The organism is Streptomyces novaecaesareae (genome assembly GCF_000716875.1).
In the GTDB taxonomy this organism is placed as follows: Bacteria; Actinomycetota; Actinomycetes; order Streptomycetales; family Streptomycetaceae; genus Kitasatospora; species Kitasatospora novaecaesareae.
Genome location: NZ_JNWQ01000231.1, coordinates 1 through 412 on the forward strand (window position 1 = coordinate 1; position 412 = coordinate 412).

Here is a 412-nt window from a genome sequence, read left to right on the forward strand (position 1 = left end):
GGCGGGCGGGGCCCCGGCCGGGGCGGGCAAGCGTTCGGAAAGATCGGGTAAAGTCGCGCGACCGTTCACACCGGGCCCGTTCGGGTCCGAGCCATGGTGCCGAACGCCGAGCCGATGCCCGCCCCGGCGGGTTGGGGGAGTCCACGTGCCCAAGCCTCAGTCCGAGCTGCCCGCCCCGGCGGCAGACGAGCCTGTGCGGACGGGTACGGACGCCGGTGTGGGCACCCCCGCGAACACCGACGCGGGCGCCGACGCGGACACCGAGGTGACGGCTCCGGCGGCGGGCCGCGACCCCCGGGTGGAGTTCCGCAAGGAGCTCGCCGAGCCTGCGCAGGCTCCCGAGCCCGCGCCGCCCGCCGAGCCCGCGCCGCCGGTCCCGCCCGCCGACCCGTGGGCCGCCCCCGCCGAGCCC

The 412-nt window shown here is 79.1% G+C and carries 1 pseudogene; it reads left to right on the forward strand.

Features of this window, described 5'->3' with window-relative positions:
* Positions 1–145: 145 nt before the first annotated feature.
* A pseudogene (locus tag OP86_RS32635) lies at positions 146–412 on the forward strand (hypothetical protein); the annotation flags it as partial.